At 67.7% G+C, this 26,750-nt stretch carries 29 protein-coding genes; 8 read left to right on the plus strand and 21 right to left on the minus strand.

Features of this window, described 5'->3' with window-relative positions; genetic code table 11:
* Positions 1 to 13: 13 nt before the first annotated feature.
* Positions 14 to 1,015 carry a radical SAM/SPASM domain-containing protein gene (locus J2852_RS01015; protein ID WP_209869573.1) on the plus strand — a complete coding sequence of 334 codons (1,002 nt, stop codon included), beginning with the start codon at positions 14 to 16 and terminating at the stop codon, positions 1,013 to 1,015.
* Between the two features lie 32 nt (positions 1,016 to 1,047).
* Here J2852_RS01015 and J2852_RS01020 read toward each other — a convergent pair whose 3' ends face one another.
* The 8 genes from J2852_RS01020 to J2852_RS01055 form a co-directional block, all read right to left on the minus strand.
* Positions 1,048 to 1,497: a MaoC family dehydratase gene (locus tag J2852_RS01020; protein WP_209869576.1), complete on the minus strand. Its 450-nt coding sequence runs from the start codon at positions 1,495 to 1,497 to the stop codon at positions 1,048 to 1,050.
* A 20-nt stretch (positions 1,498 to 1,517) separates the two neighbouring features.
* Positions 1,518 to 1,988 carry a GNAT family N-acetyltransferase gene (locus J2852_RS01025; protein ID WP_209869578.1) on the minus strand — a complete coding sequence of 157 codons (471 nt, stop codon included), beginning with the start codon at positions 1,986 to 1,988 and terminating at the stop codon, positions 1,518 to 1,520.
* The gene (locus tag J2852_RS01030; protein ID WP_209869581.1) at positions 1,981 to 2,772 is read right to left on the minus strand and encodes a PhzF family phenazine biosynthesis protein; all 792 of its coding nucleotides are present in this window, start codon (positions 2,770 to 2,772) and stop codon (positions 1,981 to 1,983) included. The genes J2852_RS01025 and J2852_RS01030 overlap by 8 nt, the downstream gene beginning before the upstream one ends.
* Before the next feature lie 39 nt (positions 2,773 to 2,811).
* A complete protein-coding gene (locus tag J2852_RS01035) occupies positions 2,812 to 3,225 on the minus strand; it encodes a GNAT family N-acetyltransferase (RefSeq protein WP_343206646.1) in 414 nt (137 codons plus the stop codon).
* Between the two features lie 4 nt (positions 3,226 to 3,229).
* Complete coding sequence (locus J2852_RS01040) at positions 3,230 to 3,478, minus strand: DUF1127 domain-containing protein (RefSeq protein WP_209869588.1); 249 nt, start codon at positions 3,476 to 3,478, stop codon at positions 3,230 to 3,232.
* A gap of 228 nt (positions 3,479 to 3,706) precedes the next feature.
* Entirely contained in the window at positions 3,707 to 4,435 is a 729-nt protein-coding gene (locus J2852_RS01045; RefSeq protein WP_209869591.1) for a Bax inhibitor-1/YccA family protein, read from the minus strand.
* A 34-nt stretch (positions 4,436 to 4,469) separates the two neighbouring features.
* The gene (locus J2852_RS01050) at positions 4,470 to 4,979 is read right to left on the minus strand and encodes a tellurite resistance TerB family protein (RefSeq protein ID WP_209869594.1); all 510 of its coding nucleotides are present in this window, start codon (positions 4,977 to 4,979) and stop codon (positions 4,470 to 4,472) included.
* 58 nt (positions 4,980 to 5,037) lie between these two features.
* On the minus strand, positions 5,038 to 6,021 hold the full coding sequence (locus J2852_RS01055) for a TerC family protein (RefSeq protein WP_209869597.1): 984 nt from the start codon (positions 6,019 to 6,021) through the stop codon (positions 5,038 to 5,040).
* A gap of 261 nt (positions 6,022 to 6,282) precedes the next feature.
* On the opposite strand from J2852_RS01055, the gene J2852_RS01060 reads away from it, so the two are divergent.
* Positions 6,283 to 6,603 (plus strand): hypothetical protein, encoded by a 321-nt coding sequence (locus J2852_RS01060; RefSeq protein ID WP_209869599.1) that lies wholly within the window; start codon positions 6,283 to 6,285, stop codon positions 6,601 to 6,603.
* Positions 6,604 to 6,622: 19 nt separating this feature from the next.
* On the opposite strand, the gene J2852_RS01065 is transcribed toward J2852_RS01060, so the two are convergent.
* Positions 6,623 to 6,937, minus strand: a complete 315-nt coding sequence (locus J2852_RS01065) for a YgaP family membrane protein (RefSeq protein ID WP_209869602.1) — start codon at positions 6,935 to 6,937, stop codon at positions 6,623 to 6,625.
* Between the two features lie 164 nt (positions 6,938 to 7,101).
* Between J2852_RS01065 and J2852_RS01070 the strand changes: the two genes are divergently transcribed.
* Entirely contained in the window at positions 7,102 to 8,511 is a 1,410-nt protein-coding gene (locus J2852_RS01070; RefSeq protein ID WP_209869605.1) for an aminotransferase-like domain-containing protein, read from the plus strand.
* Positions 8,512 to 8,523: 12 nt separating this feature from the next.
* Here the strand turns inward: J2852_RS01070 and thiD are convergent, their stop codons facing one another.
* From thiD to folP, 3 genes are all read right to left on the minus strand, one after another.
* Positions 8,524 to 9,324 carry a bifunctional hydroxymethylpyrimidine kinase/phosphomethylpyrimidine kinase gene (gene thiD, locus J2852_RS01075; protein WP_209869608.1) on the minus strand — a complete coding sequence of 267 codons (801 nt, stop codon included), beginning with the start codon at positions 9,322 to 9,324 and terminating at the stop codon, positions 8,524 to 8,526.
* Positions 9,321 to 10,691 (minus strand): phosphoglucosamine mutase, encoded by a 1,371-nt coding sequence (gene glmM, locus J2852_RS01080; protein ID WP_209869611.1) that lies wholly within the window; start codon positions 10,689 to 10,691, stop codon positions 9,321 to 9,323. The genes thiD and glmM overlap by 4 nt, the downstream gene beginning before the upstream one ends.
* A gap of 127 nt (positions 10,692 to 10,818) precedes the next feature.
* Positions 10,819 to 11,946 (minus strand): dihydropteroate synthase, encoded by a 1,128-nt coding sequence (folP, locus tag J2852_RS01085; RefSeq protein ID WP_209869613.1) that lies wholly within the window; start codon positions 11,944 to 11,946, stop codon positions 10,819 to 10,821.
* On the opposite strand from folP, the gene J2852_RS01090 reads away from it, so the two are divergent.
* Entirely contained in the window at positions 11,945 to 12,244 is a 300-nt protein-coding gene (locus J2852_RS01090) for a hypothetical protein (RefSeq protein WP_209869616.1), read from the plus strand. The two genes, folP and J2852_RS01090, sit on opposite strands and share 2 nt — an antisense overlap.
* 97 nt (positions 12,245 to 12,341) lie before the next feature.
* Here the strand turns inward: J2852_RS01090 and J2852_RS01095 are convergent, their stop codons facing one another.
* The 3 genes from J2852_RS01095 to egtB form a co-directional block, all read right to left on the minus strand.
* Positions 12,342 to 12,794, minus strand: a complete 453-nt coding sequence (locus tag J2852_RS01095) for a hemerythrin domain-containing protein (protein WP_209869620.1) — start codon at positions 12,792 to 12,794, stop codon at positions 12,342 to 12,344.
* Positions 12,795 to 12,857: 63 nt separating this feature from the next.
* Positions 12,858 to 13,820 (minus strand): L-histidine N(alpha)-methyltransferase, encoded by a 963-nt coding sequence (egtD, locus tag J2852_RS01100; RefSeq protein WP_209869622.1) that lies wholly within the window; start codon positions 13,818 to 13,820, stop codon positions 12,858 to 12,860.
* On the minus strand, positions 13,820 to 15,100 hold the full coding sequence (egtB, locus tag J2852_RS01105; protein ID WP_246499233.1) for an ergothioneine biosynthesis protein EgtB: 1,281 nt from the start codon (positions 15,098 to 15,100) through the stop codon (positions 13,820 to 13,822). The genes egtD and egtB overlap by 1 nt, the downstream gene beginning before the upstream one ends.
* Positions 15,101 to 15,345: 245 nt before the next feature.
* Between egtB and J2852_RS01110 the strand changes: the two genes are divergently transcribed.
* The gene (locus J2852_RS01110) at positions 15,346 to 16,512 is read left to right on the plus strand and encodes an SDR family oxidoreductase (protein WP_209869625.1); all 1,167 of its coding nucleotides are present in this window, start codon (positions 15,346 to 15,348) and stop codon (positions 16,510 to 16,512) included.
* Positions 16,513 to 16,597: 85 nt separating this feature from the next.
* Here the strand turns inward: J2852_RS01110 and J2852_RS01115 are convergent, their stop codons facing one another.
* The 5 genes from J2852_RS01115 to J2852_RS01135 all read right to left on the minus strand — a co-directional run bounded on the left by J2852_RS01115 (position 16,598) and on the right by J2852_RS01135 (position 23,538).
* Complete coding sequence (locus tag J2852_RS01115; protein ID WP_343206649.1) at positions 16,598 to 19,372, minus strand: bifunctional diguanylate cyclase/phosphodiesterase; 2,775 nt, start codon at positions 19,370 to 19,372, stop codon at positions 16,598 to 16,600.
* A gap of 170 nt (positions 19,373 to 19,542) precedes the next feature.
* Positions 19,543 to 20,049 (minus strand): hypothetical protein, encoded by a 507-nt coding sequence (locus tag J2852_RS01120; RefSeq protein ID WP_209869634.1) that lies wholly within the window; start codon positions 20,047 to 20,049, stop codon positions 19,543 to 19,545.
* Positions 20,050 to 20,176: 127 nt separating this feature from the next.
* Positions 20,177 to 21,751, minus strand: coding sequence for an MBL fold metallo-hydrolase (locus tag J2852_RS01125; RefSeq protein WP_209869637.1), 1,575 nt, complete (start codon positions 21,749 to 21,751; stop codon positions 20,177 to 20,179).
* A 49-nt stretch (positions 21,752 to 21,800) separates the two neighbouring features.
* Positions 21,801 to 22,691, minus strand: a complete 891-nt coding sequence (locus J2852_RS01130) for a ribose-phosphate diphosphokinase (protein WP_209869640.1) — start codon at positions 22,689 to 22,691, stop codon at positions 21,801 to 21,803.
* A gap of 190 nt (positions 22,692 to 22,881) precedes the next feature.
* A complete protein-coding gene (locus tag J2852_RS01135) occupies positions 22,882 to 23,538 on the minus strand; it encodes a hypothetical protein (protein WP_209869643.1) in 657 nt (218 codons plus the stop codon).
* 75 nt (positions 23,539 to 23,613) lie between these two features.
* Between J2852_RS01135 and J2852_RS01140 the strand changes: the two genes are divergently transcribed.
* Positions 23,614 to 24,168 carry a DUF2975 domain-containing protein gene (locus tag J2852_RS01140; protein WP_209869646.1) on the plus strand — a complete coding sequence of 185 codons (555 nt, stop codon included), beginning with the start codon at positions 23,614 to 23,616 and terminating at the stop codon, positions 24,166 to 24,168.
* Positions 24,168 to 24,410, plus strand: coding sequence for a helix-turn-helix domain-containing protein (locus J2852_RS01145; protein WP_209869649.1), 243 nt, complete (start codon positions 24,168 to 24,170; stop codon positions 24,408 to 24,410). Before J2852_RS01140 ends, J2852_RS01145 begins: the two co-directional genes overlap by 1 nt.
* Before the next feature lie 55 nt (positions 24,411 to 24,465).
* Here the strand turns inward: J2852_RS01145 and J2852_RS01150 are convergent, their stop codons facing one another.
* Entirely contained in the window at positions 24,466 to 25,353 is an 888-nt protein-coding gene (locus J2852_RS01150) for a LysR family transcriptional regulator (RefSeq protein WP_246499234.1), read from the minus strand.
* Between the two features lie 130 nt (positions 25,354 to 25,483).
* Between J2852_RS01150 and J2852_RS01155 the strand changes: the two genes are divergently transcribed.
* On the plus strand, positions 25,484 to 26,713 hold the full coding sequence (locus tag J2852_RS01155; RefSeq protein WP_209869654.1) for an MFS transporter: 1,230 nt from the start codon (positions 25,484 to 25,486) through the stop codon (positions 26,711 to 26,713).
* The last annotated feature ends 37 nt before the right edge of the window (positions 26,714 to 26,750 follow it).

Here is a 26,750-nt window from a genome sequence, read left to right on the forward strand (position 1 = left end):
GGCGACCACGGTCATGAGCGAATCGACGACGGCGAACATTCCCTACGGCCGCCACCGGGAACGCAACGACCTGTCCCAGGTCCTGCCGCTGTCCACGCCCTTTTCCTTGCTGATCGACCCGTCGAACGGCTGCAACTTCCGTTGCGTGTTCTGCGCCACGGGGGAACCGGATCTGCTGAAAAAGATCGGCCGGCCGCGCGGGGCGATGAAGTTCGACCTGTTCCGCAAGATCGTGGACGACCTCGCCGCCTTCGACGCGCCGCTGAAGTCGGTTCATCTCTACAAGGACGGCGAACCGCTGGTGAACCCGCGCGTGGACCACATGGTCCACCTGCTGAAGGCGCGCGGTCTGGCCCGCCATGTGGAGATGACCAGCAACGGCTCCCTGCTGACACGGGAACGGGCTGACGCGCTGCTGGACGCCGGGCTCGACGCCATGCGGGTGTCGGTCTACGGAGCCAGCGACGCCATGTACAAGCGCGTCACGCGCAAGTTCGACTCATTCCAGACGGTCGTGGACAACGTCGCCTACCTGCACCGCCGCAAAACGGAGCTTGGCCGCGACTTCCACCTACACTGCAAGATCATCAACGTAGAGTTGACCGCCGAGGAGCGGCAGACCTTCATCGACACCTTCAGCCCGATCAGCGACAGCATCTTCGTCCACCCGCTGCACGGGCAGGCGCTGGCCGAGGAGAGCGGCTTTGCTGCCGCCCCCGACACCGCGCGCAAGGTCTGTTCGGAGCCGTTCCTGAAACTCGCCATCAACTTCAACGGCGAGGTGTCGGTCTGCTGCGCCGACTGGCGCATGGCGACCATCGTCGGCAACGTCGCCGAGGAACCGCTGATCGACATTTGGAACGGCGAGCGGCTGCGCGCCTTCCGCCTGACCCATCTGGAAGGCCGCCGCGACGAACTTCCCGCCTGCCGCGATTGCAGCTACGTGCAGACCCTGCCCGCCGACAACAACCTCGACCTCTTCGCGGCGGAACTGATCGCGAAGTATCGCGCCTGAATCCCTCTCCCGAGGCGGGGGAGAGAAATTTATTATGCCGCCCCGCGCGCCGCCACAAGGTGGTTGAGCGTGATGGTCATCACCTCTTCCCCGTGCTGGTTCAGCGTGGTGTAGGCAAGACGCACCGTGCCCCGGTCCCCACGGCGGGACGGCATGGTCTCCTTCACCTCGACTCGGACGCGCAGCGTGTCGCCGGGGCGCACCGGGCGCAGCCAGCGCAGCTCATCGCCGCCGGAGCCGCCCAGGCTCGTGCCCGTGATGGCGCCGGTGTCGCGGAACAGGCGGAAGGTGAGAGACAGCGTGTGAAAGCCACTGGCGATCAGCCCGCCGAACGGCCCCTCGGCGGCGGCCACCGCGTTGATGTGGAAGGGCTGCGGATCGAAACGCTGGGCGAAATCCATGATCTGGCTGTCTGTGACCGTCGCCCCTTCGGTCTCGATCACGTCGCCGACGTGGAAATCCTCGAAATACCGCCCGGCCATGCCCCTCCCCTTTCTGGTTCTCAGACGGCGCGCTCGTGATAACGGGCGCCGCACAGGGGCTTTGTAACGTAAGGGGCAACCTCGCGAAAACCCAGCGCTTGGTAAAGGGTCCGCGCCGCCTGCATGGAGGTCAGCGTCTCCAGCCGCAAGGCCCGGTGGCCCGCCGCCTTTGCCGCGTCCAGCGCCGCCTCCGCCAGGGCACGCCCCACCCGGCCGCGCCGGAAGGCCGGACGCACGAACAGCCGGCGCATTTCGGCCGTCCCGTCGCCGAGCGGCCGGACGCCGACGACGCCCGTCGGCCGACCGTCCACGAAGGCCAGCAGCAGCGCGCCCTCCGGCCCGGCGTAGATTCCCGGCAACCCGTCCAGCTCCGCCTGGAATCCGGCGAAGCAGGGCGAGTTGTCCTGCGACCGCTCATACTCCCGGAACAGCGCCCGCACCTCGTCGAGATCGGCGGCTGTCCGGGCAGAGCGGATCGTGGGTTCAGACATGAATAGCGCCTTCCAGGTAGAGCACGGCCTTGCCCGCGATCTTCACCCGGTCACCGGCCAGCTCACAAGTCAGCACCCCGCCGCGCGCCGAGACCTGCCGGGCCTCCATGCGGTTCTTGCCCAGCCGCCCGGCCCAATAGGGAATCAGCGTGCAATGGGCCGAACCGGTCACCGGATCCTCCGGTATGCCGCCGGCCGGCGCGAAGAAGCGCGACACGAAGTCCACGCCACCCGTGCCCGGCGCCGTGACACACACGGCAAAGGCATCCACGCGGGTCAGCGCGCTCATGTCCGGAGCCAGCGTCCGCACCGCCGCCTCGTCCTCATAGACGACCAGCAGGTCGCGGGACTTCAGAACCGCGACCGGTTCCGGCCCGCCGAGCGCCTCCAGCAGACCCGCCGGCGGTACGGCCAGCGGTTCCGGCGGGCGGTTCGGGAAGTCGAGCGTGAAGAGGTCGCCGTCGCGGGTCACGGTCAGGGAACCGGCCTTGCGCGTGGTGAACTCCCACCGGGACCGGCCGGGCTCGACGACCGTCGCCAGAACGAAGGCCGTGGCCAGCGTGGCGTGGCCGCACAGGTCGACCTCCTCCGTCGGCGTGAACCAGCGCAATTCGTGCCCATCGCCCTTGCGGACGAAGAAGGCGGTCTCCGCGAGGTTGTTCTCCGCCGCGATCGCCTGGAGCGTCGCGTCGGGCAGCCAGGATTCCAACGGGACCACCGCCGCCGGGTTGCCGGCGAAGACGGCGTCAGTGAAGGCATCGACCTGATAGATGGGCAGGCGCATCGCGGTGATCCTTAGATTGCTTTCTCGGCCGGATTGCCGTTACGGCTTCTCGGTGAAGAGGAAGGCGCGCTCGTGCCGCTCCATCTCCGCCTGCTCGTAGAAGGTGACGGCCTTGGGCGCGGACAGGAGAAGGCACATGGTGCCCTCCCCCACCGCAGCGCGGGTGCGGCGCATCAACTCCTTGCCGATGCCGCGCCCCTGAAAGGCCTGATCCACCGCAAGGTCGGACAGGTAGCAGCAGTAGACGAAGTCGGTGACCGAGCGCGCGACCCCGACCAGCACCCCGTCCACACGGGCGGAAATGGTCAGGTCGGCGTTCCGCAGCATCGCCTCGACGCGCAGGCGATCCGCCACGGGCCGGCGCTCGGCCAGCCCGGAACGGTGCAGCACATCGATGAACTCGTCCGCCGACAGGTCCGGCTCGACCGCATAGACGACAGAATCGCTGCTCACCAAATCACTCCTTCCAGAAGGGCTTGCGGACCTCCGCCTCGACATCCGCCCGGCTCAGGCCGATGTCCTTCAGCAGATGATCGTCCAACCGCATCAGCGCCTGACGCTGCCGCCAGCGCTCATAGGTGCCGAACGCGTGGTCCAGCGCTTTCCACACGGGGCGGATGCCGACGGCGAGGACGCGCGCGATGGCCCGGGCATAGGCCGTGAACGAGGTCGATCCGGTGGAGCGGGTCGCTTCGGTGGTGCGCATGGGAAACCTCCATCGTCAAAACATTCGGCCCCGAACAATCGAGACAATGCCGATTATGGAGGTGCAATCTCGCCGGTCAATGTCATTATTGTCACCATTACATTTCCGATGTCGGATGTATCTTCCGCGCAACACCCGGTTGGATTGCCCCATCGGGAGTGCAAGAAAAAAGCCCCTCCCCCGCGAACGGGAGAGGGGCTTTCGGCCTAACCTGGGAGGGACGGGCCGTTACTCGTCGCGCTGTCCCATGAGCTGCATGAGCATCTGGAACAGGTTGATGAAGTTCAGGTAGAGCGAGAGGGCGCCCATGACGGCCAGCTTGGTGTTGGTCTCATGGCCGTAATGCTCGGCGTACTCTTCCTTGATGCGCTGGGTGTCGTAGGCGGTCAGGCCGGTGAAGATGACGACGCCGATCACCGAGATGGCGAACTGCAGGGCGCTGGAGCCGACGAAGATGTTGACCAGCCCGGCGATGACGATGCCGATCAGGCCCATCATCAGGAACGAGCCCATCTTCGACAGGTCGGCCTTGGTGGTGTAGCCGTACAGGCTCATCGCCGCGAACATGGCGGCGGTGATGAAGAACACGCGCGCCACGCTGGCCCCGGTGAAGACCAGCAGGATCGAGGCCATCGACACGCCCATGACCGCGCAGAAGGCCCAGAACAGGCCCTGCAGGCCGGACGCCGACATGCGCTCGAAGCGCCAGGACAGCACCATGACGAAGGCCAGCGGCGCCAGCATCACCACCCACTTCAGCGGCGTGGTGAAGATCGGCACGTACAGCGCCGGCGTGCTGGCGACGAAGAACGCCACCAGACCGGTCAGCCCGAGGCCCAGCATCATGAAGTTGTAGACCCGCAGCATGTGCTTGCGCAGGCCCTCGTCGAACACCGCGCGGTCCACGGTGGGCGCGGCGGTGCCCCACTGGTTCTGATTGGGGTACTGGTTGAACATCGGAAGTTCCCTCGTTTGCTTCCCCAAGCTAACGTCAGCGCAGTCCGGTCAGAGAAACCTGGAAGCCCGGCTGGTTGCTCGGGTGATTGGCGTTGGTGAAGACCGACCGGTCGTTCTTCAGCATGACGACCTCGAAGAACGGGCGGAAACGCTCGTCCGAGATGCCGAAGGCATGCTGGAACTTGGCGATCAGCTCCTGCTCCTGAATCTCCGGCTGGCCATCCGACAGGGCGCTGTCCACCATGTTGCAGAGGATGCACATCTTCTGCGCATCGCTCAGGATCGGCGTGACCTCGGCCAGGAACGTGTCGGGCGAGTTGCGGCGGACATACTGGACGGCCTTGTCGAGCAGGGCGCGGTTGTTGGCGCCGACGCCGATGCCGCCGCCCTGGCTCTCGCCGCCCAGCACGGACAGCAGATGTCCCACTTCCTCGTTGTCCATCTCGCCATCCGCACCCATGCAGTAGATGAGCGAGGTGGCGAAGGCGAGGTGCGGCGTCATCTTATCGCCGACGTCGCTGCGGAACATGTCGAACAGACCCATGGGGTAAAAGCTCCGTAATATGATTGTCGGTGGAAAGGGTTGGTCGGTGGCTGGCCGTTCAGTCCGCCGCGGCCTCCTGCCCAACCTGCTCGGAGGTGGCCTTCTCGACCGCCAGTTCGGCGGGGGCCGGCTTCGACCGCGTCTTGATCAGCGACAGCACGACGGAACCGCCGATCAGGCCGGCCGTGACGCCCAGCGCCAGCGCGGTCGGCACTTTCCAGACGTCGATCAGGATCATCTTCGTGCCGATGAACACCAGCACCAGCGACAGGCCGTAACGCAGGTAGGCGAAGCGGTGGATGATGCCGGCGAGCGCGAAGTAGAGCGAGCGCAGACCCAGGATCGCGAAGACGTTCGACGTGTAGACGATGAACGGATCGCTGGTCACCGCGAAGATGGCGGGGACGCTGTCCAGGGCGAACATCAGGTCGGTCGCTTCGACCATCACCAGAACCAGCAGCATCGGGGTGGCCATCAGCACGCCCGCCCTGCGGACGAAGAAGGCCGAACCCTCATACTGGTCGGTCATCCGCACATGGCTGCGGACGAACCGCAGCAGGCGGTTGTTGCCGACATCGGGTTCTGCTTCCGACGCCATCAGCATCTTGACGCCGGTGAACAGAAGGAACGCACCAAACAGGTAGATTGTCCAATGGAACTGGTGGATCAACGCCGTGCCGGCAAAGATCAACGTCGCCCGCATGACCAGCGCGCCAAGGATACCCCAGAACAACACCCGATGCTGATGCTGCGGCGGCACCGCGAAATGACCGAAGATCATTGCGATGACGAAGATGTTGTCGAGACTGAGGCTCCACTCGATCAGATAGCCTGTGGTGAACTCCAGGCCTTTCTGCGCACCCATGAACCAGTAGACGCCAGCGTTGAACACAAGCGCCAAGCTGATGTAGCCCGCGCTGGCGATCAGCGCTTCACGGACGGTGATCTGATGGGGGCGGCGGTGGAAGACGCCCAGGTCAAGGGCGAGGAGGAGGACGACGAAAGCGTTGAACGCTACCCAGATCCAGATTGAGGTCTCCATCGGGGACCCTCCAAATGCGGTTACGCCCGTCGGCGCAAAAGCAGGTGAAGGGATCCGACATCACAGCCGACGACTCAGCTGCCAGAGGGGCCCGGATCCATAATGGCGTGGACGTGGCGTCGGGGCTCCGCACTTTCAAGAAGCCCCAATCACATTTTTTGGCAAAATTTTTTGGTGGCGTTCTTAAGGACGGGAAACTTGGAATGGTCCGTCCCGCACCCATATGGCGCGGTAAGGCAATCACCACGGGAGCTTAAGCTGTTGATCGACCTGCACCACAGACGGCTGGAACGGCGTGTGGATCGGATCGAGGGAAAACTCCCCGACGCCATGGCCCGTGCCTTGCGCTGGTTGCGTGAACCGCAGGCGACCTGGGTCCGCATCCCGGCAGGCATTCTGCTGGTTCTCGGCGGTTTGTTCAGTTTCCTTCCGGTGCTGGGGATCTGGATGCTTCCCCTCGGTATCGTGCTGCTGGCCTACGACGTGCCGTTTCTGAAAGCGCCCACCGGCCGCGCCCTGGTGTGGGGCGAACGCCGCCTGAAGGAGTGGAAGCGCCGCCGACGCGCCGCTTCCTCCTCGTAAGGCCGCCCCTAAACGCTCATCACGAAGAGCGCGCGTACTCCCCGTGCTCAATCCGCCGGCTGGCGTCTGCGCCGGTGCCCATGTCGGTCAGGCGATGACGTTCGCCGCCTTCCATCATGGCCTTGATCGGGCAATGGCCGCTCATCCCGCGCGCCACCATCGCGGCGCCGGCAAGCCCCATGATGGTGCCGGACAGGTCGGCGCCACGCCGCAACCCTCCGGCAGCCATGATCAGGCCAAGCCCGGCGGACACGGCGCGTTCCATTGACCCGAGATTCTGTTCGCCCCCGAAGAAGCGGTCGTAGGTGTGCCGAATGGTGCTTTCGACGCTCATCGCTGGTGCCTCCACGAAGCCTTTGTTACCCAACGCTCCGTCATCCATCCGGGTTCCCTCTTGCGGCGTGCGGGAACATTAACCGCGAAGAATTGGGACCACCAAAAATCGGGACAATCTGGTACCGCTTGCCGAGCAGACCGAACAATGTCACCATTGTACCCATGACAAGCTGGACACCGGACCTCACCGACCGCAACGGCCCCCGTTACCGCGCCATCGCCGACGCGCTGGCCGACGACATCGCCAGCGGTCGCCTGCCCGCCGGCATGCGCCTGCCGACCCACCGCGACCTCGCCTACAAGCTGGGCGTCACGGTCGGCACCGTGACCCGCGCCTACACGGAAGCGGAGCGGCGCGGCCTGATCGGCGGCGAGGTCGGGCGCGGCACCTTCGTGCAGGGGCCGGGCCATCGGACGGGAGCCGTTCCGGTGCCCCAGTCCGACCCATTCACCTGGAGTCCGCCGGGCGAACCGTCGCTGGTCAACTTGACCGCCATCACGCTGGACCATCACCTCGCCGCCCAGGCGCTCGGCCCGACTCTCACCGCCATCGCCGCGTCCGGCGCCGCCGGAATGCTGGAATACGCACCCCACGCCGGCATTCCCGCCCACCGCGCGGCCGGTGCCCAGTGGCTCGCCCGGCAGCATCGGGCCGTCGCCTCCGCCGACTCGGTGCTGCTGACCATCGGCGCGCAGAACGCCATGGCCGTGGCGCTGGCCACCGTGGCGCGGCCGGGCGACGTGGTGCTGACGGAGCGGCTGACGAACTATGGCATGAAGACGCTGGCCGCCGTCGAAGGCTACCACCTGGAAGGCATCACCCTTGACGAATTCGGCGTCGTCCCGGAGGCCTTCGACAGCGCCTGCCGCCGGCTGGCGCCCAAGGCACTGTATCTCGTGCCGACCATGCACAACCCGACCGCCTCGGTGATGCCCAAGGCGCGCCGGATCGAGGTTGTCGAGATCGCCCGCCGGCACGGCGTCATGCTGGTGGAAGACGACGTGTTCGGCTTCCTGACGCCCGACGTTCAGCCCATCCAGGCCATCGCCCCGGATATCACCATCTACCTGTCCAGCATTTCCAAAAGCGTCTCCTCCGGCCTGCGTGTCGGCTATGTGGTGGCGCCGCCCGCCCTGGTGCCGCGCGCCGAGGCGGTGATCCGCGCCCTGCACTACTCCTCGCCCCCACTGCCGGCGGAGGTCGCCACCCGCTGGATCCAGGACGGCACCGCCGACCGCTTCGCCGAGGCCCAGCGGGTGGAGGCCGTGCTGCGCCAGCAGCAGGCGCGCTCCATCCTGCCGGCCAATTTGGTTTGCGGGCATCCGCAGGCGCAGCATATGTGGCTGCTCCTGCCCGAACCCTGGCGTCGCGAGGATTTCATCACCGAGGCCCGGCGGCGCGGCGTGGCCGTCACCGGCGGCGACGTCTTCGCCGTGGGCCGCACCAGCACGCCGCAGGCGGTCCGCCTCGGCCTGTGCCAGCCGCAGAGCGTGGATGTCCTGGCGCGCGGCCTGCATACCTTGGCCGACCTGCTCGCCAATCCCGAAACCGGGATGCTGTCGATCGTGTGAAGACGCGTTCCCTTACGGAAACGGCTTCACCGTGTGCAGGTGGTTCAGCGGCCCGTGGCCATGGCCCAGACCGGGCGCGGTCAGGATCGCCTGCTCCACATAGGCCCGCGCGCAGGCGACCGCGTCGCGCACCGTCATCCCCTGCGCGATCCCCGTCGCGATGGCCGACGCCAGCGTGCAGCCGGTGCCATGGGTGTGTGGGGTGTGGACGCGGGCGCTTTCGAACACCACCTCGCCATCCTCGGTCAGCAGCAGGTCGCTGAGCCGATCGTCCTCCAGATGGCCGCCCTTCAGCAGCACCGCCTTCGGGCCGAAGGTGCGGATCAGCTCCGCCGCGCGGCGCATGTCGTTCAGCGTCTTGACCGGGATGTCGGTCAGCGCCTCGGCCTCCGGCAGGTTCGGCGTCACGATCTCGGCCAGCGGCAGAAGGCGCTTGCGCAGCGTCAGCACCGCGTCCGGCTCCAGCAGGAAATGGCCGCTCTTGGCGATCATCACCGGATCGACGACCAGGGGCACGTTGACTGCGCGCGCCTCATACTCGCCGACGACCGCCTCGATGACGGCTGCGTTGGCGAGCATGCCGATCTTCACGGCGTCGGCGCCGATGTCCTCCAGCACCACCTTCATCTGCAAGGCGACGAAGGCCGGATCGACCGGCACCACCCCATAGACGCCCGTGGTGTTCTGCGCCGTCAGCGCGGCGATGGCGGTCATCGCATAGCCGTTCAGCGCGCTGACCGCCTTGATGTCCGCCTGGATGCCGGCACCGCCACCGGAATCCGACCCGGCGACGATCAGAACACGTCCCTTCATTCCGCGGCCTCCACCGGGCGCGCGGCGGACTGGATGGCGGCGGCGATGTCGCCGACCACCCGATGGACCAGCCCCTCGTCGTCGCCCTCGGCCATGACGCGGATGACCGGCTCGGTGCCCGACTTGCGGATCAGGATGCGGCCGGATCCGTTCAGGCGCGCCTCGCCCTCCTGGATGGCCTCCTTAACGGACGCGATCTCCAGCGGCTTGGAGCCGGCGGCGAAGCGCACGTTGGTCAGCTTCTGCGGGACCGGGCTGAAGACTCGGCAGACCTCGCTGGCCGTCTTGCCGCCGGACTGGATCAGCACGGCAAGCACCTGAAGCGCCGCGATCAGCCCGTCGCCCGTCGTCGAGTAATCGGACAGCACCATGTGCCCCGACTGCTCGCCGCCGACGTTGTAGCCGCGCTCGCGCATGTGCTCGACCACATAGCGGTCGCCGACCGGCGTGCGGGCCAGATGCAGCCCCATGGCTTGCAGGTAGCGCTCCATGCCAAGGTTCGACATGACCGTGGCGACCACGCCGCCGCCCTTCAGCGACTGCGCCTTAGCCCAGGAACACGCGATCAGTGCCATCAGCTGGTCGCCGTCGATGGCCCGGCCCGCCTCGTCCACCATGATCAGGCGGTCGGCGTCGCCGTCCAGCGCGAGGCCCAGATGCGCGCCGTGGGTGACCACCTGCTCCTGCAAGGTCTGGGTGGCGGTGGCGCCGCAGCCCTTGTTGATGTTCAGGCCGTCCGGGCTGACGCCCACCGGCACCACGTCGGCGCCCAGCTCGTAAAGCACCTTGGGCGCCACCTTGTAGGCGGCACCATTGGCGCAATCGACGACAATCTTCAGCCCGTCCAGCCGCAGGCCGCGCGGGAAGGTGTTCTTGACGTATTCGATGTAGCGGCCGGTCGCGTCTTCCATGCGGCTGGCGCGGCCGAGGTCGGGGGAGCCCGCAAGGTCCGGCGCGAAGGGCTGGCCCATGCGCGTTTCGATGGCGGTCTCCACCCCGTCCGACAGCTTGTAGCCGTCCGGCCCGAACAGCTTGATGCCGTTGTCCTGATACGGGTTGTGCGAGGCGGAGATCATCACGCCCATGTCGGCACGCAGCGAGCGGGTCAGCATGGCGACCGCCGGTGTCGGCAGCGGGCCGACCAGCACCACGTCCATCCCCATGGAAATGAAGCCGGCGGTCAGCGCCGGTTCCAGCAGATAACCGGACAGGCGGGTGTCCTTGCCGATCACCACGCGGTGGCGATGGTCGCCGCGCCGGAACTGCAGGGCCGTCGCCATGGCCACGCGCAGGGCGGTTTCGGCGGTCATCGGCTCGATGTTGGCGGTGCCGCGGATGCCGTCGGTGCCGAACAGGTGTCGCGTCATGGAAAACCCTCGGGAATAGCCCTGTCACTGTACCGCAACCATCGGCGCGGCCACGCTTTCTTCGCCTGTGCCGGGGGCAATGGTCAAGCGCCCTTCCGCGCAGGCGCGAAAGGATTACGAGCGCCCATTACATGGGCGGATGCAGCCCCTCCCACACGGCCCGCGCCTGCGCCGTTTGGACGAGGTCGTGGACCCGCAGGATCTGGGCGCCCTGGTTGAAGGTCTCCAGCCCGGCGGCCAGCGAGCCAGCGAGCCGTTCCTTCGGCGGCTCGCCCCGCGACAGCTTGCCGATGAAGGCCTTGCGCGATAGGCCGATCAGGACCACGCAGCCAAGCCCGTGGTACAGCGCCGTGTGGCGCAAGACGTCCAGATTGTGCTCCACCGCCTTGCCGAAGCCGATGCCGGGATCGACCGCGATGCGCTCCAGCGGCACGCCGGCCTTGAGGCAGGTCGCTACCCGCTCCTCCAGCCAGTCGAACACGTCGAGTGCCGCGTCCTCGTAGCTGGGGTTCTGCTGCATGGTGCCGGGTTCGCCCTGCATGTGCATCAGCACCACGGGGGCGGCCTTCTCCGCCACGACCGGCAGCGCCTCCGGGTCGCGCAGCCCGTTGATGTCGTTGATGATCGTCGCCCCAGCCTCCAGCGCTGCGCGCATGACCCGCGCGTGCCGCGTGTCCACCGAGGTGACGACGCCCTTGGCCGCGAAATGCCGGATGACGGGCAGCACCCGCGCCTCCTCCTCTTCCGGCGGAACCGGCGCGGAGCCGGGACGGGTGGACTCGCCGCCGATGTCCAGCACGTCGGCCCCGGCCTCCAACATCGCCTCGCCATGGGCGATGGCGGTTTTGGCATCGAAGAAATCGCCACCATCGGAAAAGCTGTCCGGCGTGACGTTGACGATGCCCATGATGCGCGGCCGCGACAGGTCCAGCCCGCCGAACGGCGCCCGCGCGCGGGTCAGTGCGCCCAGCCGGCGGTCGAGCGTCTCGGCGACAGCGCGCCCCCGCTCCCATCCCCAGGCCATGATTTCCGACAGCGGTGCGAAGGCGCGTTCGATGCGCGTCCCCTCCCGGACGATCAGTTCGGCCATGGCGAAGGCGAACCGCCCTCCCGCCAGCGGCACTGCCGCCCCCTTGGCCCAGGCGGCAATGGGCATCAGCCCGACTGGGCGCAGATAGACACGAACGCCCTCCTCTCCGGCCCAAGGGCAGAAGGACGCGAGCGAACCGGCGGCGGATTTGGGTGCGGGCGGCATGGGAGCAACATCGGCTGACGGGTGGAGTGCCGATGAAAACCACAAAGCAACAAAGATCAGAAGATCAAAAGAGGCGCCCCAGCCTCCCGCGCACGCGCAGGAAGGGTCTTGCGGCATCGCGCCGCGCCCGATTTTCAAAACAGAGAAAAAGCCCTACGAATGTACACATCAGACGGGAATTACCCCGGCTGATGAACCGGAGGGCAAAGCGATGCTGTTAAAGCTGCGCTTTAGCCTGAAGTTCAGTAAGACGGCGAGCGGATGGGAGCTCCGCTTCGCCGTCGAGTACCTGAGCTAAAGGTGGGGGTCGAGGGCAAACCCTCGGCTCCCGACCCTCCCAACATAAGGCCAACCGCCGCCTTGCGCAAGGTTGCGAAAGGCGGCACCTCCACCACTCACCCCTTCGGCAGGGGCGCCAGCGCAGCCAGCGCCTGCTCCTTGCGCTCGGCGTAAATCCGACCGAGTTCCTCGGCGCGTTCGTCGCCCAGCGCCTCCTCCGCCTCCTCGAACATCTCCTCTTCCTCTTCGTCGAGGTGGTGGCGGACAAGTTCGCTCAGCACTTGGAGCTTCGCCTTCCAAGCGGTGCTGTCGGCGGGCATGGCGTTCAGTTCGTCGAGCAGGCCGTTGATCAGGTGATGCTCGTTCAGCCCCTGCGCCGTCTCCGTCTTGGCGGAGCGGGCTCGGGCCAGCGCCTCGTAGAAGACCGCTTCCTCCACCTTGCCGTGGGCCCACAGTTCGCGTTGCAGTTCCTCGTAGACCGGGCGGGCGCCACCGTCGGCCTTCTCGGCCTTATCGAGCAGGCTGCGGACGGTGTCGTGATCCTGCTTGATCTGGTCGAAGATGGTCATCACACATGCCTTGTTGTTGCAGTCCTCTGGAAAGAACCCCGCGGTCTCCCCCAGGTTCCGCCGTTACCCGCGCCAGACCATCCAATGCAGGCTGAACAGACCGTCCGCGTCGGTCCAACTGCGCTCCGTGGCCCAACCAGCCCGCGCCGCCATGCGGCGGAAGCCGCCAATCGAGTATTTGTAGGAATTCTCCGTGTGGATGGTCTCACCCGCCGCGAAGCGGAACGGCCGCCCAGCAACGCGGACAGTCTGGGGGACAAGGCTTTCCAGATGCATCTCGATGCGCCCGCGCACGGCGTCATAATGGGCGCGGTGCGCGAAGCGGGTCAGGTCGAAGGTGCCGCTCAGTTCCCGGTTGATGCGGGCCAGCAGATTCATGTTGAAGGCGGCCGTCACGCCCGCCGCGTCGTTGTAGGCGGCCTCCAGAATGCGGCGATCCTTGCGCAGGTCCACCCCGATCAGCAGGCGCGCCCCGACGCCGAGCCGTTGCCCCAGGCCGCGCAGAAACGTAAGCGCCTCGGCCGGTCGGAAATTCCCGATGGTGGAGCCGGGAAAGAAGACCACCGTCCGTTCCGGCCGGACGCCGCGCGGCAGGGCGAACCCGCGCACATAGTCGGCGGCGACCGGCACCACCGTCACCGCCGGATAGTCGCCGGCCAGCCGCGCGGCGGCGGCGACCAGATGCTCCCGGCTGATGTCCACCGGCACATACATGGCCGGGTCGTCGAGCGCGTCGAGCAGGATGCGCACCTTGACGCTCGACCCGCTGCCCAGTTCGACCAGCGTGGCGCCCGGCCCGGCCAGTCCGGCGATCTCGGCGGCGCGGTCGTGCAGCAGCGCTGTCTCCGTCCGCGTCGGGTAATATTCGTCCAGCGTGCAGATCGCGTCGAACAGCGCCGATCCTTCGCGGTCGTAGAAATACTTACAGGGCAGGCTCTTGCGCGGGCGCGACAGCCCGTCGAGCACGTCGGCAAGGAAGCCGTTGTCCAGCGCCTGAGCGGCGCGAGCGGCGGAAACTCCAGGCATCACGCGTCCTCCGCAAGGCGCACGCCGCTGAACATCCAGCGCTGGTGCGGGTAGAAGAAATTCCGGTAGCTGGCGCGGACATGCCCGTCCGGCGTGCCGCAGCATCCGCCGCGCAGCACATATTGGTTCGCCATGAATTTGCCGTTGTATTCGCCGACCGCCCCGACGGCGGGCCGGAAGCCGGGATAGGCGGAATAGGAACTGGCCGTCCATTCCCAGACATCGCCAAACATTTGGAGCAATTCGCCCTCGCCACCATTACCCTCGGCCGGAACCGGTCGCAGCAGGCCGCTGCCCATCGTGTTGCCGCGCGCCTCCAGCCCGGCCGCCGCCGCTTCCCATTCGGCCTCGGTCGGCAGGCGCTTGCCGGCCCAGCGGGCGAAGGCGTCCGCCTCGTAATAGCTGACGTGGCAGACGGGTGCGGCCTCGTCCAAGGGGATCTCGCCCATCAGGGTGAACTCCGCCCACCCGTCCTCCCGGCGGCGCCAGTAGGCCGGAGCCTCCCATCCCTCGGCGGTCGCGGTCGCCCAGCCATCGGACAGCCAGAGGGTCGGCGTGCGGTAGCCACCATCCTCGATAAAGGCCCGCCACTCGCCGTTGGTGACCGGCTTCGAGAACAGTCGGAACGGCCGCAGCAGCACCTCGTGCCGTGGACCCTCGTTGTCGAAGGCGAACCCGCCCCCGTCATGACCAATCGCCACGATGCCGCCGTCCACGGCGATCCAGCACCCCTCACCGCTCACGGCGCGAGGCACCGGGCGGAAGGGGCGGTAGGCCGGCGCCACCGGGTTGCAGGAAAACAGGTGCAGCAAATCCATCAGGATCAGTTCCTGATGCTGCTCCTCATGCGCAAGGCCCAGCGTGACCAGCGGCGCCAGCCGCTCGGCCTCGGCTCCTTCCAGCAGTCCCAGCATCGCCTCATCCACATGGTCGCGGTAGGCCGCGACCTCCGGGACGCCGGGGCGGGTCAGCAGGCCGCGCCGTGGGCGCGGATGCCGCGCGCCGACCGCCTCGTAATAGGAATTGAACAGATAGCCGAAGGCCGGATCGAAGGGCCGATAGGACGGAAGATTCGGTGTCAAAAGAAAGGTTTCGAAGAACCAGGTCGTGTGCGCCAGGTGCCATTTCACCGGGCTCGCGTCCGGCATGGACTGCACCACCTGATCCTCATGCGACAGGCCGGCGGCGAGCCCCGCCGTGGTGGCGCGCACACGCCGATACCGCTCGCCCAACCCATCCATACTGATGATGGGCCGTGGCGCCGCTGCTGTCCGCTGCATGGGCGCTTTTCCCCTTCCCCGTTTGTTGTTCGGGGTAAGGTGGACCGGAACCGAAGGCCGCCAACCCTTCCAAAGGGCGAGGTCCTCTCACCCACCCGGTAAATCTCCCGGCGAAGCCCCCCTTCGGCGGCGTCCCCATTCGGCAACGCCCCTATTCGGCAACGCCCGGACGCCTTCGCCTGTTCATGACCCAAAGCCCCACAGATCAAAACCTCGCGGAAAAGGTCCACGAACGGGAGATTCCCATGCGTCTGCAACTGAAGCCCATTGAACAGCAAGTGATCGTCATCACCGGCGCCACCAGCGGCATCGGGCTGGTCACCGCCCGCATGGCGGCGGAGCGCGGGGCCAAGGTCGTGCTCTCCGCCCGCGACCGCGACGCGCTCGCCAAGGTCGCCGACGAAATCCGCGCCGATGGCGGCGACGCGGTGCATTGCGTGGCCGACGTGGCGAACCCGGACGAGATGCGCCAACTCGCCGACACCGCCGTGCGCAGCTACGGCCGGATCGACACGTGGGTGAACAACGCGGGCGTCTCGATCTACGGCAAGATCGAGGACACGCCTATGGAGGACCACCGCCGCCTGTTCGAAACGAACTACTGGGGTGTGGTCAACGGCTCGCTGGCCGCCATTCCGCATCTGCGGCGGGGCAGCGGCGCGCTCATCAATCTGGGCAGCGTGGTGTCCGACCGCTCCATCCCCCTGCAAGGGGCCTACTCCGCCACCAAGCATGCGGTGAAGGGCTTCACCGACGCATTGCGGATGGAGTTGGAGGCGGACGGCGCCCCCATTTCCGTGACGCTCATCAAGCCGGCGGCCATCGACACCATGTATGAGGAGCACGCCAAGAACCTGCTGGACTCCGAGCCGATCAACCCGCCGCCCGTCTACGCGCCGGAACTGGTCGCCAAGGCCATCCTGCACGCCGCCCAGCATCCGATGCGCGACATGTTCGTCGGCGGCGGGGCGAAGCTGTTTTCGCTGGCCGAAACCTTCGCGCCGCGCGTCACCGACTATGTCATGGAACGCTCGCTGACCCGCGCCACCCGCGCCGGCGGTCCGCGCCGAGAGCGGCACGACGCCCTGCATGGCCACGGCGACGACGGCTACGAGCGGGCCGGCCGCCATCGCTTCGTGCGCGAAACCAGCCTTTACACCGAGGCGCAGATGCACCCCTGGATGACGGCGGCCCTGGTCGCCGGCTTCGGCGTGCTGGCCGGCACCGCGATCTCGCGCGGCTGGGTCCGGCGCGGCTACGAATACAAGGGCGGCCGGGAGCACAGCGGCGACGGTCGAGGCGAGATCATCCGCGACACCGGGCACGACACCGGCGGCCGGCGCGAGTTGGGGCACCGCCCGAAACCCGCCTGGCAGGCGACCGAGGACCGCGAAGTCATCTTCCCGAGGTGACGCCCCCAAGGTGACGCCCTGGGATGGGCCAAGCATCAGCGCGGCCCATCCCCCAAATCATCTACCCCAGATCATCTCCTCCGGGTCACCCCACCGGCGATCCCAGTTCGCGCCGCGTCCGATCGCGCGCGGCGCGAACGGCCAACATCGGCTCCAACTCCTCCGGCAGGACCGGGCGGCTGAACAGATATCCCTGGAAGCTCTCGCACCGCAGGTCGCGCAGCAGCTGGAGCTGGGCTTCCGTCTCCACGCCCTCGGCGACGACCGACAGGCCCAGACTGCGGCCCAGCCCGACGATGGCGCGCGGGACGGAATCGCCCGTCCCGTCCTGCTCCAGATCGTGGATGAAGGACCGGTCAATCTTCAGCTTGTCGATGGGGAAGCGGTGCAGGTAGCTGAGCGACGAATAGCCCGTCCCGAAATCGTCCAGCGCGATCAGGATGCCCCGCTCCTTCAGCGCGCGCAGCGTGGAGACGGCGGCGGGGATGTCGTCGATCAGAGTGCCTTCCGTCACCTCGATCTCCAGCTCCCGCCCATCCAGGTTGTTGGCGGCCAGCGCCGCGGCGACCTTGGTGGGCAACTGCCCGTCGCGGAACTGCTGGGCGGCGACGTTGACCGCGACCGGGACCGACAGGCCGATATGATTCTTCCAGCGGCGGATCTGCGCGCAGACCTCCTGCAAGACCCAATCGCCGATGGCCTGGACGAGGCCCGTTTCCTCGGCGATGGGCAGGAAGCGGCCGGGCATGATCAGCCCCGCCTCCGGGTGGCGCCAGCGCAGCAGCGCCTCCACCCCGACCACCTGCCCGTCGGATATCCGGACCTGCGGCTGGTAGACGATGAACAGCTCGCCGTTGGTCAGCGCGCGGCGCAGCGCCGCCTCCAGATCCAGCCGCTCGCGCGAGCGGGCGCCCATCTCGCGCGTGACGAAGCGGAAGGCGTTCCGGCCGGCGTCCTTGGCGTTGTACATCGCGATGTCGGCACAGCGGATCAGCCCTTCGGCGTCCTCCGCGTCGTCGGGGAACAGGCTGATGCCGATGCTGGGCGAGACGACGAAGCTCTGCCCGCCGACCGCGAAGGGGCTGGACAGCTGCGACAGCACCTTCTCCGCCACGGCGGCGGCGTCGGAGGCCTGCTCCAGGTTCGGCACGACGATCAGGAATTCGTCGCCGCCCAGCCGCCCGACCGTGTCGCTCTCGCGCAGGCCCGCGTGCAGGCGCCGGGCGACCGACCGCAGAACCTCGTCGCCGAAGCTGTGGCCCAGGCTGTCGTTGATGACCTTGAAGCGGTCCAGGTCGATGAACAGCACCGCCACCTTGGTGCCATCGCGGCGCGCCTGCCGGCTCGCCTGCCCGATGCGGTCGAACAGCAGGACGCGGTTGGGCAGGCCGGTCAGCGCGTCGAAATGCGCCAGATAGTGGATGTGCTGCTCGGCCCGGCGCTTCTCGCCGATGTCCTCGACGAAGGCCAGCACGAAAGGCGGCTCGTCCGGCGTCGCGACGGGTTGCAGGTGGACGTTGAAGTGGCTGTGCCGCCCCCCGGCGAGGAGGAGCTGATCGACCTCCAGCCGCGCGCTCTGCCCCGCGATGGCGTTGTCGATGGCCGCGACCAGCGCCGGGTCCTGCGCCCGCAGCCGCGTGTCGATGCCGACCAGCCCGTCGCGCGCGGCCCCCACGGCGCGGGCGAAGGCCGGATTGCAGTCGATGAGCTTGGCATCCCGGTCGAGCATGGCGATGCCCAGCGGCGCCTGGTTGAACAGCTGGTGCAGTTCCGCCTCGCGCCGGCGCAGCGAGGCGGTCATGCGGCCGGCCATCTCCACCGCACGCCCGCGCGTCGTGGTCAGCGCCCACAGCAGCGTGAACAGAAGCCCGCTCAACGCCGACCCGGCGACCAGCACGAAGATGGGCTTCCACCCCTGCATGCCCGCCTCGAACCCCGGCCGGCTCTCATAGCGCACGGTCCACACATGACCGCCCAGCGCGACCGAACGCACCGCAGTCAGCAGGGGCGGTTCCGCCGACGGCGCGCGGCTGCGGTACAGCGGAAACTCGGCGTCGGTGGCCGTGCCCTCGATGATGGTCACGCCGACGTCGCGCGTGCTGGAATCGAAGATGGCGCTGGCCAGCGGGGCGACCCGGATCGGCGTCACCACCACCCCGGCGAAGGTCGCCCGGCGTTCCTCCACCGTGCGCGGCTGCTGGCCGTTGCGGTAAACCGCCTGATAGATGATGAAGGCAGGCTGCGGCCCGGTCGCGTCGTCGATCTTCAGCGCGATGGAGCGGGTGAAGGCCGGCTCCCCGCTGTCGCGCGCCTGCTCGATGGCGGTGCGGCGGACCGGCTCGGAGAACATGTCGTAGCCGAGCGCGCGAACGTTCTGGTCGTTGACCGGGGCGGAGTAGACGTTGACCACGCGGTCCGGCCCGCCGATGTCCGGCCAGATGCGGAAGCTCTTGACGCCATCGGCGCGGACGCCCGCAATCACGTCTTGCACAGCCTCCGGCTTGACGAAGCGGGCGAAGGCGACGCCCTGCATGCCGGGATACCGCTCGTAGAGGTCGAGGCCGTCCACGAACCGGATCCATTCCGTCCGCCGCACCTCGGGGAAGGCGCTGTGGAGCGCGGCGGCGGAGCGGGCCACCTGCACATAGACCTTGATGTGGTCGTCCAACTGGTGCTGAAGCTGTTCCACGCGCAGAGCGAAGCGGCTCTCGGCGTCCTCGGCGACCGACCTGGAGGTCTGGAACCACGCCAGCCCCGTCAGCGCCAGCGATGCCAGCAACACCAGCCAGGGAATGCGCCAAGCGACCAGCCTGTCCAGCCAGCGCGGCGGTGCCGGGTCGGCCAATCCCGCCACGGACACGTTCGGTTCGGGTCGAGCGGGCCTCTGCATCTTCGTACCGGACCGGCCTTGCGCGTGGGATGGACGTCGGTGGGGCGATGTCGGGAACGGAAAGCCCCCACATACACCACGACATTAGCCAGATCGGACGTACACGCAAAGCATCAAATTTGAAACAATCCGGCGGTCTTCTAGAATTCCTGAAGCACCTTGGGGCTTTTTTCCAACAAGGTGTCGATCATGCCCAGGATCTGCTCGATCTTGGTGCGGGTGGCGTCCAGCTCGTCGGCGGTCTTGTCGTCGATGCCCGCTTCCATCAGCATCATGTCGAAGGCGTTCAGCGTCTCGTTGAAGGCTTTCTGCTCCGCCTGCAACACGTCGAAGGCGCCGAGCGAGGAGGTCAGCGCCAGCGGCGGGTTGCTGATGAAGGCGTGGCTGATGTCGGTGAAGATGGCGATGTCGTTCAGCTTCTGCCGGATCACCCACTGCGGGAAGTTCGGCGGCAGTTCGTTTCCCGCCGGTTCGATCCGCTCCTGAATCGAAAAGATCAGGCCTTGGATGTCCAAGTGCGCGTTGCGGATCTCGCGGAAGATGGGAAAGGTTTTGGGCGTGCCGGCATCGCGCAGGCGGCCGAGCCTCGCAAGGTCTTCGGTCAGCTTACGCGCCATCTGCTTAACGACGGTCGCCACTTTCGACATCGACCTCTCCACCTCGCGAAATGCTCTTTTTCTTACCCTACACCATCTGCGGGACCGTTGTGGAGATTGCCATTGTGAAACACGTCCCCCGCGTCGGTTCGACGCGGGGGACGTGGTGCTTTTTGCCTTACCGCTCCAACCCTTCCCGCAACCGCGCGAGCAGCGCCTCCCGCGCCGCGTCGTCGGCAGCGCTTTCCATGGCCCGGTTCAGGTCGAGCATCAGTTCCGCGTAGCGGTTGTGCCAGTCAGTGGCGGCGGCCAGCGCCGCGGGTTCCAGGCGGGGCGCGTCGCCCGGCGCCTTGGCCGGTGCGGGCGCGGTCAGGTCCACCGTCTCGTCCAGGTCCGGCGTGCGGATCAGCGCCGGATCCCAGCCCCGCTCCACCAGCCCCGCCCGGATGCCCTCGCGGGCGGCGTCCTCGCCGTGGACCAGAAACAGCCCGCGTCCCACGCCCTGCCGGGCCTCGACCCAGGACAGCAGGCCGCTGCGGTCGGCGTGGCCGGAGTAGACGTCCAACGAGTGGACACGGGCGCGCACCTGGATTTCCTCCCCGTGGATGCGCACGCGCTGGGCGCCGTGTTCCAGCAGATGGCCGAGCGTGCCCGGCGCCTGATAGCCGACCAGCAGGACGGTCGCCTCCGGGCGCCACAGGTTGTTCTTCAGGTGATGGCGGATGCGCCCGGCGTCGCACATGCCGCTGGCCGCCATGATGATGGCCCCGCCCGTCACGGCGTTCAGCTTCTGGCTTTCCGCCGCCGACCGCACCCGGTGGATGTTGGACCGCCCGAAGGGGTCGCCTTTCGTCCCCAGCTCGTCCAGATGCTGGCGGAACACACCGGTCACCGCGTCGGCCAAGGGCGAGTCGAGGAACACGTTGGTCAGCGGGATTTCGCCCCGGTCGAACAGCCGGTGCAGGTCGTAGAGCAGTTCCTGCGTGCGCTCCACCGCGAAGACCGGGATCAGCAGGTTGCCCCCGGCCTCCAGCGCCGTCCGCACCTCCTCGCGCAGGCGCGCCTGCCGCTCCGCCTCGCCCACCTCGATGCGCTCGCGATCGCCGTAAGTGGTTTCCAGCACCAGCCAGTCCGGCCGCGCCGGCCCCTCCGCGTCGCCGTGGAAGGTCTTGCCGCCCGGCCCCAGATCGCCGGAAAACAGGATGCGAGTCTCGGCGTTGCGCCGCGTCACCTCCACCTCGACGGAGGCGGAGCCCAGGATGTGCCCGGCCTGCCAGAAACGCGCCCGCACGCCGGCCAGCACCGGGACCCACTCCCCATACTCCACCCCGCGCAGCCGCGTGATGGCCGCCTGCGCGTCCGCCTGGGTGTAGATCGGCTGCACCGCTGGCCGCCCGCGCTGGCGATTGCGGCGGTTCAGGCGGTCCACTTCCGTCTCCTGGATATAGCCGCTGTCAGGCAGCATGTAGGCCAGCAGGTCGGCCGTGCCGGCGGTGGCGTAGACCGGCCCTTTGAAGCCCTGGCGCACCAGCTTCGGCAGCAGCCCGGAATGGTCGATGTGCGCGTGGGTCAGCAGCACCGCCTTTACGGCGGCCGGGTTGAACGGGAAGGGCCGGTAGTTCAGCTCCTTGACCGTCTTGGTGCCCTGGAACAGGCCGCAGTCGATCAGCACGTCGCCGTCGCCCGTGTGCAGGCGAAAGCAGGACCCGGTGACTGTGCCGGCGGCGCCGTGGAAGGTGAGGGACAGTTTCATGGCGATCCTCCCGCCCTATTGCCCTGTCCCTCAGTGTACCGACAAATCCTTACCCGTTCGTCAGCGCCTCGGCGATCATCCGGGCGAGCGGGAGTTCGTTGGTCGGGTGCGGGACGCCGTCGCAGGAGATGGGAACGCCCAGCCCCTCGGCCTCGAACTTCGCGGCGACGTCGCTGCCGAACAGCGCATGCACCCCGAACACCCGGATCGACGCCGCCCCCGCCACCCGCGCCGCGCGGGCACAGGAAAAGATCGTCTCGCCGGAGCTGATGACGTCGTCCACGATCACCACCGGCCGCCCGGCCAGCGGCGCGCCATCGGGCAGCACCACGGTGACGTCACGGTCCCCGCGCCGCTCCTTGCGCCCGACCACCGGCGTGAAGCCCAACGGCCCCGCCACGGCGGAAACCAGCGGCTCCGCCTCCTCGTCCGGCCCGACGATCACCGTGTCGGCCGGTGCGCCGTCCGCGCGCAGCCGCTCGGCGATCGGCCCCGCCCCCGTCAGCGCGACGGAGGGTCGCCCGACGAACACCTCATCCAGCGTGTGGGTGCGGTGCAGATGCGGCTCGACACAGACGAAGCGGTCGAACAGCCGCCCCAGCCAGTCGCCGATCACCGCCTGGCTGACGGGCTCGCCCGGCTTGAAGATGGCGTCCTGGCGCATGTAGGCCATGTAAGGCGCGACCAGGCACAGCTCCGTCGCCCCCTGGCGGCGCAGCACGGAGGCGGCCAGCGCCAGTTCCACCAGCTTGTCGTTCGGCCGGTCCAGCGAGCGGTAGACGACTGCCCGCTCCACCGCCTGCGGCAGCCGGACGAGGCTTTCGCCGTCCGGGAACCGGTGCAGTTCGGCGATGTGGCACGGCACGCCCAATGCCTGGGCAAGGCGCCGGGCGCCGTCCGCCGACTCCGGAAATCCGTAGACGCCCGTGTAGCGGGCCATGATGTTCCCTCTCGATTAACCATTCTTCGCCGGACGCGGCGCGGCCACCACTATCGCCCGGCGAATGATTTTGGGCGACCCGGAAATTCGGTGCAACGTTGGCGTGAAGGCGGTAACGCGCGGCATGCCGGTCGGGAGGAGGTGTGGGGCTGCCGGAAACCGTTTCGCTTTTCACGGCAGCCCCGGCCCATCACTCCTTCGACGCAATCAGAGACCGGACCGTCGCGCTCAGCTCGGCCGGCAGTTCGTCATGGCCGCGCAACGCGAACAGCCCGCCCCGCTCACGAAGGCGGCGGAGATCCGTCCGCACCGTTCCGCTGCGCACGTCCAAAAGCCGAACCTGAACGGCCACCTTGGTTTCCGTTTCCCAAGTGACCGGGGGAACCGCCAGGGCAACGGTGATCGCCCCCGTTCTGGCATAATCGTCCACCCGCAGGATCAGCACCGTATCCAAACCGGCGGCGCGGGCCGCCGCGACCAGCCGCCCCTCGTCGATGCCGGCCCATCCGCCCTCCGGCGGTGCGCCCAACAGCGTGTCCGGCGTAACGGTCTGGCGGATCGGCAGGCCGGCGACGGTTTCCCGGACGACCCGCTCGACCTCCGCTTCCCGCCGGACCTGATCGGGGTCGCCGGACCGGAAACCGGTGATCGGAACCAGTAGCGTCCGGCCGAGATCCACGGCCTGTACCACCGGATTGAGCAATGGCGGGCTGGAGGACGGGACACCACCGACGGCAACCCGGTCCGTCATGCGCGTTTCCGCGCAACCGGCCAGCAGCAGGATCGACAAGGCAGCGGAAATCAAGGGAGTGCGGGCTGCGGCACTGGACGGCGATGGGCTACGCATGGCATGCTCCGATTTATCGTGTGACGATAAAAATTATCGTATTGCAGAAAACTTTGGAGAGAGGAAGAGGTTTTCATGACCGCGCCCGACACCGGTTCCGACAACGCCGCCATCGCGCGGATATCCGGGCGGGTTGCCTGGATCTTGACGTTGGCCTTGCTGGCACTGCCGCCGGGCATCGTGGCTTACGTCCAGTTGTTCCCCCACCAGATCGTGACCTGGGGCTGGGTCGCCATCGCCGGGTTCGAACCGGCACCCTTCCCGCCCCTGACCGCCGTAGCGGTGATCGCGGTGCTGCTGGCCTATTCGGCGCCGATCTTCTGGGGACTGTGGGAACTGCGCCGGCTGTTCCAGGGCTTTGCAATCGGCGAGGTCTTCACGGTCGCGGCGGCCAAGCGGCTGCGGCGCTGCGGCATCGCCCTGATGGTTTTGGCGACGGCGGGACCGGCCGCGTCCATTGGGCTTTCGACGGCGTTGTCGATGGGCCGCCCACCCGGCGTCCGCAAGCTTGTCGTGGGGATCGGCGGCGACGATGTCGGGTTCGCCTTGATCGGCGTGGCGATCCTCGTGATTGCCCAGGTCATGGTCGAGGCCACGCGCATCGCTCAAGAAAACGCGGAATTCGTCTGATGCCCATTCGCGTGACCCTGGACAAAGTCATGGCGCAGCGCGGGATTCGCGGACGGGAACTGGCGCAGAAGATCGGCATCACCGAAGCCAACCTGTCCCTCCTGCGAAACGGGAAGGTCAAAGGGCTGCGCTTCCAGACCCTGGCCGCGCTGTGCGCCGCGATGAACTGCCAGCCCGGTGACCTGCTCTCCTATGAGCCGGGCGACGAGGACGCATCCGGGCCGGAGGACGGCGGCGCTTAAACCAAACCTCGGCACCCGGCGGTCAACCGGAACGCTTTTTCCCTCTGTCTCTGTCCTACTGGCCGGTTTCCCGCGCCAGCGCCAGAAAACCGGCGATGTGCTCCACCCCTTCTTCGCCACGGCGGACGCCGAGATGGATGCTTTTCCCGATCCCGTCCGGACCGAGGCGCACGGTGCGGATGGGCAGGCCCGAGCCCTCCTCGCGGACGAGCCAGTCCGGCAGGACGGCAACCCCGCGCCCGGCGGCGACGAGTTGCAGCGTCAGATCGGTCGTTTCCGCCGTCCTGTGGCGGCGCGGCCGGCAATGGGCCGGGACGAGGAACCGCGTGAAAACGTCCAGCCGCTCAAGGCTGACCGGAACGGTGATCAGCTCCTCGGCAAGCAGGTCGTGCGGCAGCGCCACGCCGCGCACCGCCAGCGGATGCGCCTCGGGCACCACCAGGACGAGGTCGTAATCGAAGACGGGCGTGAAATGCACCTCGGGCACATCGACCGGATCGGGGGTGATGAGCAGGTCGATTTCATTGTCCAGCAGCGCGGCGATACCGTCGAAGCGGAAGGCGGTGCGGACTTCGAAATCCACATCGGGCCACCGCGCGAGATAGGCGGCCGTCATCCGCATCAGCCATTTCTGGCAGGGGTGGCATTCCATCCCCACCCGCAACGCCCCGCGCTGGCCGGAGGCGAAGTCGGCCAGAACCCGTTCGGCATGCTCGAACTGCGGCAACACGCGCTGCGCCAGCGACAGCAGGTAGTCCCCGGCCTGGGTGAAGCGGAGGCTGCGCCCCTTCTTCATCCAGATCTCGATGCCGGTGCGCTCCTCGAACTTGCGGATCGTGTGGCTCAGCGCCGACTGGCTGACGTTCAGCCGGTTGGCGGCGGCGGTGACGCTGCCCAGGCGGTCCACCTCCCGCAGGATCGCAAGAAGCTGGCGATCAAGCATCCATGACTCCCGCTCATTCATCCATGAGAACAAACCATTTCCGTTCATAATGGATGGCCGCTAATCCTGGATCAACCGCGCGCACAGCCTGCCAACGCATCGCCCGCCAACACATTGCCCAAAGGTTCCCATGTCTCAAGCCGACGCCAGCACCCAGACCGGGGTCCTGCCCGCGAACCCCTACGGGCATGAGCTGGGCAATGTTCTGCGGCTGTCCGTCGCACAAGCGCTCGCCGGCGCGAATTCGGTGGTCGTCTACGCAACGGGCGCCATCGTCGGCAACACGCTCGCGCCCAGCCCGACGCTGGCGACGCTGCCGCTCTCCATCTTCGTGGTGGGAATGGCGGTGTGCACCTTGCCGGCCGGCGCCATTGCCCGGCGCCATGGTCGTCGCGCCGCGTTCCTGGCGGGAACGGGATGCGGCGTTCTCGTCGGTCTGCTGTCCGCGCTGGCGGTCGTGCTGGGGTCTTTCTGGCTGTTCTGCGCGGCGATGGTCTTCGGAGGCGCCTATGCCGCCGTGGTTCTCTCCTTCCGCTTCGCCGCCGCCGATTGCGCCCCGCCGGAGCGCCGTCCGCGCGCCATGTCCGCCGTGATGGCGGGCGGGGTGTTCGCCGGGGTCATCGGTCCGCAGCTCGTCACTTACACGATGGATCTGTCGCCGCCCTTCCTGTTCGCGGCCACCTATCTGGCGCAGGCCGCCGTGGCCGTCGTGTCCGCCCTGGTCCTGGTCGGCGTCCGGCTTCCCATGCCGACGGCGGCGGAGGTTGCCGGCGGCCGCCCGATCGGCGCCATCGCGCGCCAGCCCCGCTTCGTCACCGCCGTGGTCTGCGGGCTGGTGTCCTACCTGCTCATGAACTTCATCATGACGGCCGCCCCGTTGGCGATGCGGCTGTGCGGCCTGTCGCAGGAGGCGTCCAACCTCGGCCTGCAATGGCACGTGATCGCGATGTACGGGCCGAGCTTCTTCACCGGGCGGCTGATCGCGCGCTTCGGCGCCCCGCGCATGGTGGCCGCCGGATTGGCGCTGACCGCCGCCGCCGCCGCGGTCGGGCTGATGGGGGTGGACGTGGCGCATTTCTGGCTGAGCCTGATTCTGTTGGGCGTCGGCTGGAACTTCGGCTTCCTGGGCGCTTCTGCCCTCGTGCTGGAGTGCCACCATCCGGATGAGCGGACGCGGGTGCAGTCGCTCAACGACTTCATCGTGTTCGGGACGATGGCCTTGGGCTCCTTCGCGTCCGGCGGCCTGCTGGCGACCTATGGATGGGACACGGTCCTCTGGGTCTCGTTCGCCCCCCTCGCGGTGGCGGTCGCGGCGCTCGCCGTCCCGTCGTTCGCTCGCGCCGGCCGCACGGCCGGGTGAGGCCCTCCCTGCGCCGATCCGCCTCATTGACCGTACG

It is taken from the genome of Azospirillum soli (genome assembly GCF_017876165.1).
GTDB lineage: Bacteria > Pseudomonadota > Alphaproteobacteria > Azospirillales > Azospirillaceae > Azospirillum > Azospirillum soli.

What these genes read in the sequence shown, in the direction of transcription:
- J2852_RS01015 (WP_209869573.1), top strand. Translation starts at nt 14, where the DNA reads ATGAGCGAATCGACGACGGCGAACATTCCCTACGGCCGCCACCGGGAA.
- J2852_RS01020 (WP_209869576.1), bottom strand. Translation starts at nt 1,497, where the DNA reads ATGGCCGGGCGGTATTTCGAGGATTTCCACGTCGGCGACGTGATCGAG.
- J2852_RS01025 (WP_209869578.1), bottom strand. Translation starts at nt 1,988, where the DNA reads ATGTCTGAACCCACGATCCGCTCTGCCCGGACAGCCGCCGATCTCGAC.
- J2852_RS01030 (WP_209869581.1), bottom strand. Translation starts at nt 2,772, where the DNA reads ATGCGCCTGCCCATCTATCAGGTCGATGCCTTCACTGACGCCGTCTTC.
- J2852_RS01040 (WP_209869588.1), bottom strand. Translation starts at nt 3,478, where the DNA reads ATGCGCACCACCGAAGCGACCCGCTCCACCGGATCGACCTCGTTCACG.
- J2852_RS01045 (WP_209869591.1), bottom strand. Translation starts at nt 4,435, where the DNA reads ATGTTCAACCAGTACCCCAATCAGAACCAGTGGGGCACCGCCGCGCCC.
- J2852_RS01050 (WP_209869594.1), bottom strand. Translation starts at nt 4,979, where the DNA reads ATGGGTCTGTTCGACATGTTCCGCAGCGACGTCGGCGATAAGATGACG.
- J2852_RS01055 (WP_209869597.1), bottom strand. Translation starts at nt 6,021, where the DNA reads ATGGAGACCTCAATCTGGATCTGGGTAGCGTTCAACGCTTTCGTCGTC.
- J2852_RS01065 (WP_209869602.1), bottom strand. Translation starts at nt 6,937, where the DNA reads ATGAGCGTCGAAAGCACCATTCGGCACACCTACGACCGCTTCTTCGGG.
- J2852_RS01070 (WP_209869605.1), top strand. Translation starts at nt 7,102, where the DNA reads ATGACAAGCTGGACACCGGACCTCACCGACCGCAACGGCCCCCGTTAC.
- thiD (WP_209869608.1), bottom strand. Translation starts at nt 9,324, where the DNA reads ATGAAGGGACGTGTTCTGATCGTCGCCGGGTCGGATTCCGGTGGCGGT.
- glmM (WP_209869611.1), bottom strand. Translation starts at nt 10,691, where the DNA reads ATGACGCGACACCTGTTCGGCACCGACGGCATCCGCGGCACCGCCAAC.
- J2852_RS01090 (WP_209869616.1), top strand. Translation starts at nt 11,945, where the DNA reads ATGGGAGCAACATCGGCTGACGGGTGGAGTGCCGATGAAAACCACAAA.
- folP (WP_209869613.1), bottom strand. Translation starts at nt 11,946, where the DNA reads ATGCCGCCCGCACCCAAATCCGCCGCCGGTTCGCTCGCGTCCTTCTGC.
- J2852_RS01095 (WP_209869620.1), bottom strand. Translation starts at nt 12,794, where the DNA reads ATGACCATCTTCGACCAGATCAAGCAGGATCACGACACCGTCCGCAGC.
- egtD (WP_209869622.1), bottom strand. Translation starts at nt 13,820, where the DNA reads ATGCCTGGAGTTTCCGCCGCTCGCGCCGCTCAGGCGCTGGACAACGGC.
- egtB (WP_246499233.1), bottom strand. Translation starts at nt 15,100, where the DNA reads ATGCAGCGGACAGCAGCGGCGCCACGGCCCATCATCAGTATGGATGGG.
- J2852_RS01110 (WP_209869625.1), top strand. Translation starts at nt 15,346, where the DNA reads ATGCGTCTGCAACTGAAGCCCATTGAACAGCAAGTGATCGTCATCACC.
- J2852_RS01120 (WP_209869634.1), bottom strand. Translation starts at nt 20,049, where the DNA reads ATGTCGAAAGTGGCGACCGTCGTTAAGCAGATGGCGCGTAAGCTGACC.
- J2852_RS01125 (WP_209869637.1), bottom strand. Translation starts at nt 21,751, where the DNA reads ATGAAACTGTCCCTCACCTTCCACGGCGCCGCCGGCACAGTCACCGGG.
- J2852_RS01130 (WP_209869640.1), bottom strand. Translation starts at nt 22,691, where the DNA reads ATGGCCCGCTACACGGGCGTCTACGGATTTCCGGAGTCGGCGGACGGC.
- J2852_RS01135 (WP_209869643.1), bottom strand. Translation starts at nt 23,538, where the DNA reads ATGCGTAGCCCATCGCCGTCCAGTGCCGCAGCCCGCACTCCCTTGATT.
- J2852_RS01140 (WP_209869646.1), top strand. Translation starts at nt 23,614, where the DNA reads ATGACCGCGCCCGACACCGGTTCCGACAACGCCGCCATCGCGCGGATA.
- J2852_RS01145 (WP_209869649.1), top strand. Translation starts at nt 24,168, where the DNA reads ATGCCCATTCGCGTGACCCTGGACAAAGTCATGGCGCAGCGCGGGATT.
- J2852_RS01150 (WP_246499234.1), bottom strand. Translation starts at nt 25,353, where the DNA reads ATGCTTGATCGCCAGCTTCTTGCGATCCTGCGGGAGGTGGACCGCCTG.
- J2852_RS01155 (WP_209869654.1), top strand. Translation starts at nt 25,484, where the DNA reads ATGTCTCAAGCCGACGCCAGCACCCAGACCGGGGTCCTGCCCGCGAAC.